A 255-nucleotide genomic window follows, 5' to 3' on the forward strand; every position below is an offset into this window, starting at 1 on the left:
GGAGCTGTCATCCGCCCCCTTGATGTTGATGGTCAGCTTGGCGATGCTCTCATCCCCGTCTGCATCCTTCATCGTGTACCAAACGTCGTAGCTCAGGTTGGAGCCCGCCGTCAGTGCCTGGGTCGCCGCCTTGCTGTTGTCCAGCACATAGGTCCAGCTGCCGTCGCCATTTTGGACCAGCGCGCCATAGGTGTTCAGCCCGGCCAGGGCCGCACCGTTGTCATGCCCGCTCGCACTCCAGCCCACAAAGACCGC

The 255-nt window shown here is 62.7% G+C and carries 1 protein-coding gene; it reads right to left on the reverse strand.

The window, feature by feature from the left end; genetic code table 11:
* On the reverse strand, window positions 1-255 hold a 255-nt coding region (locus KW821_RS21530), incomplete at both ends, for a VCBS domain-containing protein (protein ID WP_218292875.1).

The organism is Aeromonas sp. sif2416 (assembly GCF_019218665.1).
In the GTDB taxonomy this organism is placed as follows: Bacteria; Pseudomonadota; Gammaproteobacteria; order Enterobacterales; family Aeromonadaceae; genus Aeromonas; species Aeromonas encheleia.